Annotated in this window: 5 protein-coding genes; 3 read left to right on the top strand and 2 right to left on the bottom strand. The window is 59.8% G+C overall.

Annotated features, from left to right (window positions below):
• Positions 1 to 439, top strand: a 439-nt coding sequence (locus SGJ19_17465) for a mechanosensitive ion channel protein MscS (GenBank protein MDZ4782040.1), incomplete at its 5' end; no start/stop codon positions are given.
• A 1058-nt stretch (positions 440 to 1497) separates the two neighbouring features.
• Here SGJ19_17465 and SGJ19_17460 read toward each other — a convergent pair.
• Positions 1498 to 2553 (bottom strand): HipA domain-containing protein, encoded by a 1056-nt coding sequence (locus SGJ19_17460; protein MDZ4782039.1) that lies wholly within the window; start codon positions 2551 to 2553, stop codon positions 1498 to 1500.
• Between the two features lie 19 nt (positions 2554 to 2572).
• Between SGJ19_17460 and SGJ19_17455 the strand changes: the two genes are divergently transcribed.
• On the top strand, positions 2573 to 3967 hold the full coding sequence (locus SGJ19_17455; protein ID MDZ4782038.1) for a hypothetical protein: 1395 nt from the start codon (positions 2573 to 2575) through the stop codon (positions 3965 to 3967).
• 440 nt (positions 3968 to 4407) lie between these two features.
• Complete coding sequence (locus SGJ19_17450) at positions 4408 to 4809, top strand: hypothetical protein (protein ID MDZ4782037.1); 402 nt, start codon at positions 4408 to 4410, stop codon at positions 4807 to 4809.
• A 132-nt stretch (positions 4810 to 4941) separates the two neighbouring features.
• On the opposite strand, the gene SGJ19_17445 is transcribed toward SGJ19_17450, so the two are convergent.
• Positions 4942 to 5730 (bottom strand): hypothetical protein, encoded by a 789-nt coding sequence (locus SGJ19_17445; GenBank protein MDZ4782036.1) that lies wholly within the window; start codon positions 5728 to 5730, stop codon positions 4942 to 4944.
• Positions 5731 to 6235: the final 505 nt, after the last annotated feature.

Here is a 6235-nt window from a genome sequence, read left to right as displayed (position 1 = left end):
AGTAGAGGCACTGGGCCGAGCGACGGTCACCTTGCGTATTTATTTTTGGCTCGACGGGCGCGCACACAGTTGGTTGAAGGTCAGGTCGTCCGTAATTCGGCTGGTCAAGCTGGCCTTCCAGAAGCACGGCATCTCGATGCCCGACGAAGCTCGCGAGTTCATCTTTCCACAGGGCGTTCCCGTCGTAATGCTCGATAGTCGCGAAGCCGGACTTGGCCGCCATCCAAAGCGCGAGATCAAAGCGACGAACGCCTCCCCTTCTGACCTCGAAGCGCCGTCTACGCAAGCGGAAGGAGGATTGACGAGCGAAGCTCGCGTCATCGAAGCACAAGCGCAGCAGGTGCAACCACTTCGCGAAGACGAAAACCTCTTAGAGGGGCCCGGTGATTCAGCCTCCTCGTCAAAGAAGGCTGAAGGAAGCCTTCCTTCCAGCAAGTAACTGAAGTTTGGCGGGCGGCCGCTCCGCAATGCCACCCACTTTCAACCGCCGTCAACAATCATCGACTAAAGTGCAGATCCGATTGCGCTAAGGTCCGATTGCGCTAAGGCTTGAACATGTGGCCGAGGCAACTTTCGTGTGCGCATAGTGGCATGGAGTATCTGTGAAGATGCAAAAAAACTCGAGCATGGCCCTCCACGGCGGCGATGGCGGAGCGTTCCCATTTCGCGTAAGCAGAACCCCACGTCTGCCGTCTTGGTCTGGCCGGTTCTCATCATGAGCCATAATGGACGTGCCCTTTGAGTACATTTTGCCAGTAGCATGTCGACTTGACTGCGCGTAGCCCTCGCGTTCAATGACCGTGATCAGACATTCCGATGGGATCTCAGAACTGTACTGATGCATTTGCGGCTCGAGGAACAGCAAACGCTATGCCAGGCGGATTTGCTTGTACTTTGCACGGTCGCCGTTCTCGACTGGCGTGGAAACGCTCAGCGTGATCTCGATTCAATTCAGAGACCGCTGCTAGCTGTATTAGCCTCGAACTGCCAATCAGCGCCGCTGCTGGCGGAGTCGGGTTGGCGACGGCACTCAAGAGATTGTGTCCGGGAGCGACGGCGCTCACGACCGGGTCACAATGGGGCGATGCGCTCGCTACTTCGGTCACATCGACCGGAAGGAGTTTTGAATGCCGGTACTCCTCCGGTGACGCGATGTTGGAATCAACTCGAGCGAACCGTCACCCGCACTTTCGAAGGATTGTCGTATGCGGGGAAACGATGGCCTCAGCCGCCGCCGTTTCCTTGTGCGGCGCGCGCTCGGGAGCCGTGTTTGTCCGGTTCGACGGAGGCTTGTCGGAGTAAACCGATGTCTGCTCGTTCACACTGCTGTTGTCTAGCAGGAGCACGAGCCCTTCGAGTAATCCCGGCATTCTATCCGATGGCGGAGGTGGGGCGTGGGCGATGCGGACTGACTTCGATGAGAATCGAAGCCGCTTTAGCTCAAAGCAGGTGTGAGGCGCATGCGCCTCGAATCCTGCACAGGGGGTTCGACCCCTGCTAACGGATGCTCTCGGTGCGCTCGCCGACAAGTTGCTTGAACGACTTCTTCATGTCGTCCGGCAAGAAGCTGCGGTCAATCAGGACCGTCGCGTCGTCCAGTACTTTGGCCTGCTTGTCGAGCACCCGCAGTGCGACCTTTTCGGGCAGTCCACAATAGTCGGCGAAACGCTGCCACACTCCTCGACGGAGATGGTCTTTCTTGCCCTGCAAGGGCAGCGCGAGCTGGTCGTCTGGGATCACCAGCCGCGTGCATACCAAGTCATAGGCGGGCGTCAGCAGCGTGATGCCGTCCTCGCCAGTGAGTAGCGAAAAGTTTTTCAGATGCGCGTCGCCGTTGCCGGTCCACCAACCGAACAGGAGCAGGCGGTAGAGCTTCAGCAATTCGGCGGGCGGCTCGTCGGTGTACTTCCGGACCAGCTTGACGCAAAGCTCGGTCGACGCCCCGTACTTGTCCTTTGGCGGCAATTCGGCTAGTTGACAGAAATCCTCCTGGCGCAGCTTCCGGCCATCGGGTAAGCGGTCGAAACGACGAACGATGTAGGCCAGCGTGCCGTCCTTAAGCGACACCAAGCCATTGGGCGCAACCTCGATCCCTACCAGCTTGGCCAGTTGCGTGGTGACATGCTCGTTTTCAGGCAAGGCCGGGTAGGTTCCCGTTTGCGGCTTGAGCACATAGCGCCCGCCGGCGGCCGCAACCTGGAGCGTTGCCCGGTCGGCCGAGTGGTTGACCGAAATCTTCTTCTGAATGCCGGAGAGCGACGAGTGGCCGACCATTGCCAGCGCCGCCGTATGCAGCTTGCTCGTCTCCAGGTCAAGCGTCGGCGCTTTGGTTGTTCTAGGTATAATCGCTGGCGATGGCCTTTGCTGCACCTTCTCCAAACGGGCGAGGGGGAAGCAGCCCATCCAATAATCCTGTGAACGCCTGTAAGCGGACGGTGTCCTTTCTAAGAACGGCTGAAAACGAATACCAATGAGACTGTCGACGATACGGCCCGCGCGGCGCGAATCATTCAAAACGTCGTGAAGCAGCGGCGAGCATTCTTCAATGAGCAAGAGACGTGATCCAAAGCAAATGCTGCTCGATTTGGCCCGAAACGAAGGGCCGGACGTGGTACATCTTCCCTATACGCCTGAGTTTGAAGCCGTCTGCCAGCGAATCAATTCAGCGGCCACCATTGATGACAAGCATGGCATTTGGGAGACGTTACTTGGTCTCACAGCGGCGGACACCCCTCCAATCGAAGCGGTCGTTCCCCCTCCGGCGCTTCCCGTTGCCGTCCCTCCGCCTCGGCCCTTGGCTGAGCCGACGAGTCCTCACGCGCGTACTCCTCAAGCAAATGATGCGAGTGGCTGGCTCTTCCCAATTCACGACCCAACTCCCGAAATCTCCGAACTTCAACCTTGGTCAACTCCCCGTGAGCCCGACCTGCTGCCTGACCAAGCCGAACGTCGGCAGAAGATGTTGGCGGACATCGCCAACTCGTACTTGGCGACCCGCGAACAACGAGTCGCCCATATTCTTCAACGATTCCCCGAGACACGCGACAGCGATACTTCGCTGTGCATCAGGTACTGGAAGATGTATCAGGCGGACGTGCTCGAACGCTGGCGGCCGCTCGAACTGGAAGTACTTTATGAGCTCGACCGTATTGAGACAATTGGTCGGGTTCGGCGCATGATCCAGAACGAGTTACGGCTATTTCGTGGTGTAGAGGAGACGCGACGAGCTAGAGAAGCAATGCAGGCCGAGTTTCACGAGTATCTTGCCGCGCATCGCGACTCACTCCCGGAAATTCGGTTCTACCTGGACGAAACAGGCAACGAGGGCGACAAAACCTACACTGGCATCGCTGGCGTGTGCATCATCAACTGGATGCAGTTTGAAAAGCACTTTGCTGCGTTGGAGCAGTGGTGTGCAAACACGGGCTGGACCGAGACGATCCATTTTTCTGAAACTGGCGCCGACAAGGTAGAACGGGCAGTCTCATTGCTCCAACAACTCCAATCTCGGCGCTCGGGCGTTCTCTTCCTGGGCTACTCGTTGGTCTCTCGCGGCCGAACGCACGAAATTTTGGTCTCTTTGTTTATTCAGCTTGTCGTGGATTCTCTGAAGTACCTTCGCGAGTGCAACTGCTTAATGGAAAACCGCAGTGTTCGTGTCATCAAGGAAGCTGACTCGGGCTTCGTCTCCCTGTTTCTGCACAAGATGTCGAAGCAACTCGGTGAGGCTGTCGCGCTGGAGTTCCCGGGTCAGCTGACTGTCCTACCTATGGAGCCCGTCACGAAGGGCCGCACAGTCCTTCTAGAATGCGCTGATCTCATCGCGGGCGGAATGCAGCGTCGCGCATTGCACAAGGGTCGCAACCCAAAGGACCGGCTCGCAGAGGCCGTCATCAATGTGACCGGCTTCGAGGACGCCGCGGATGCGGGAACGATTTTCAAGTATTACTCGGCAACGCGTACGTAGTTCGAGGCGCGACCGGAATCTGTCCGCTTGCGCGCGTCGGCCACATCGACCGGAACAAGTTCTGAGTCAGCCGAGACAGTAGCCGCCGGAACCCCCTGGATTGCGCGCCGACGGAGACGGTTGACGGCGGTTAACTGTTTCGCCGGGACTTCCGGGCTTTGCCACGTCGACGGTCCGACGAATTTGGGAAGTAATTGCCTCGGCGGCAGACGTTCCCAGATTTGGCGCGCGCTCGGGTGCGGCCACAGCCTTGTGCACTGCGCGGATCGCTTTGATTTGATCGGCTCGGTCCGAAACCTTTCGCCCCGACGGTTGTTCGGACTCGGCTGTTTGGCTTGAAAGCGCGGACTTGAGTTGGTCGCGGAGCCCAGCCAACTGCACGTGGTAATCCTCTTGGGCGAACGGCTGTCCCAATCGCTGCTGATAATCGCGGAGTTGCGATGCCGCGATGGATACTCACTGGTGGCAGCGACCGACTCCGTCGCGGCGTGATCGGCTTCCATGCTCCAGGCAGCCTCCTGCTTCAATTGCTTTACCGGAACCGACGCGAGCGCGACACGGAACAGGTCGGCGGCGAAGGACTGGATGTCGCCTTCGGGGATCCGCGGCGCGCCGAGATTGGCGTCGATGTCGCGGGGGAGCACGTCCTCCGGCTGCACAGCTTCCAAGGCTTTGACATTGCGGGCGAATTCGCCTCCAGCCCTCTCAGCGGCGTGAAGTTTGTGACGCACGTTGCCGGAGAGATAAACGTCGGCCGTTTGCCAGGACTTGGATTCGGGGTCGTGAAAGATCAGGTCTTCCAACTCGTGGATGATCCTGGGTTCCAGTTTGCCGTAGAGTGACTAGATGAATGGAAAGTCCACGGCGCCGTGCTGGTTGAGAGATACGAGCAGTCCTTCCTCGGTGGAGCTGACGTGCGTGACGGTGGGCGTGCGCCCGACTACCTCGCGGTTCATGATCGCTGCTTTCGTGGCTCAACCCGTCATCTCATCATAATCTTCGAGCGACATGACCAGCATGGCGTCCGGGTCTTCACGGAACTTGACCAGATTCGGCATCCGGCGGCTGACAGCGCCGCCCTCGGTTTCGCTAAAGGTCGTCTTGTTGATCGGGCCGTAGGCGGCGGCGAAACGATCGTCTTCCCAGTTGAGCGCACGCCGCGCCTGCTCGCGCGCCGCTTCCGGCCAGTCCTCGTTCTGCGATTGCAGCACGCGCCGGGCTCGATCGCGTAGTCCAGTGAGCGCCGCCAAGCGCTTGCCCGTCATCGTGCCGTCGGCATGGAGTCGCCGGCCGCCATATTCGACCGGCACGGGCTGGCCATCGATGATCTGCCGGATTGCCCCGTCGGGGCGAATGAAAAAACTCCCTTCGCCGATGTGCGTATCGCATGTCGGAGGCGGTGTGAAGGCAGGTTGCAGTTCAGCCCCGCGCGGATGCGATAGCAGCGGCGTGAAGCGGGGCAGCCTGGCGATCACACCATCCAGCTTCTCGGCGAGGTCGCCATCGCCGAGGACGCTATAGCCTTCACCGTAAAGTGTGTCCTGGCGGCTCCACTTCCCCAAAACCATTTCTGGATGATTGACGAAGTAGCGGTTGACTGGCACGTCCAGGCCTTCAACCGATATTGGCGCCAAGCCGAGCCAGTCGCGATCGGCAAGTTTCTCGGGCTCGCCGTGCGCGCGCTTGCGCAGGAACAGGATGTCGGTGACGACCTTGGTTCCCTCGCGCTCGAAGGCGTTCGAGGGCAGACGAATTGCGCCCACGACATCGGCCTTGGAGGCCAAGTACTCGCAGATCGCCGCGTTCCGATTGCCAAGGCGCGTTCGATGGCCCGGGCCAACTCGCCAAGTTCGAGGTTCTCCAGCAATCGCAGAACTTTGATGAACTCACGGCGACCTGCGGACTGTCGCTCGCCTTCGAGTCGGCGACGCAGGATGTCAAAACAATCCGGCAGCTTCCAGTCCTGCAGTGGCCGCGCGAAGTCCAAAGCGCCCGGCTTTCGCTCCAAGAGCGCCAGATAATGCAGCGGATTGTAGTGCACGTTCTCGCGCGCCCAGTCGCGCGGATGCCGCGCCACGACCCGGGCGCCCACGATCAGCCGCACCTCCTGGATGGCGCCGACCGCTGTCACCGGGTGATGCGCGTAAGCGGTCGGGACCGAGTAATCGCTGGTGTCGAACCGCACCAGCGAGAGCGAGTTGGCCTTGGCCGACTCCACGCGCCGCGCCTCGAACGACTGCTGCGGCAACGGCAACAACACCTGCTGCT

It is taken from the genome of Planctomycetia bacterium, from assembly GCA_034440135.1.
Taxonomy (GTDB): domain Bacteria; phylum Planctomycetota; class Planctomycetia; order Pirellulales; family JALHLM01; genus JALHLM01.
This window is presented reverse-complemented; position numbering and strand designations above follow the sequence as displayed.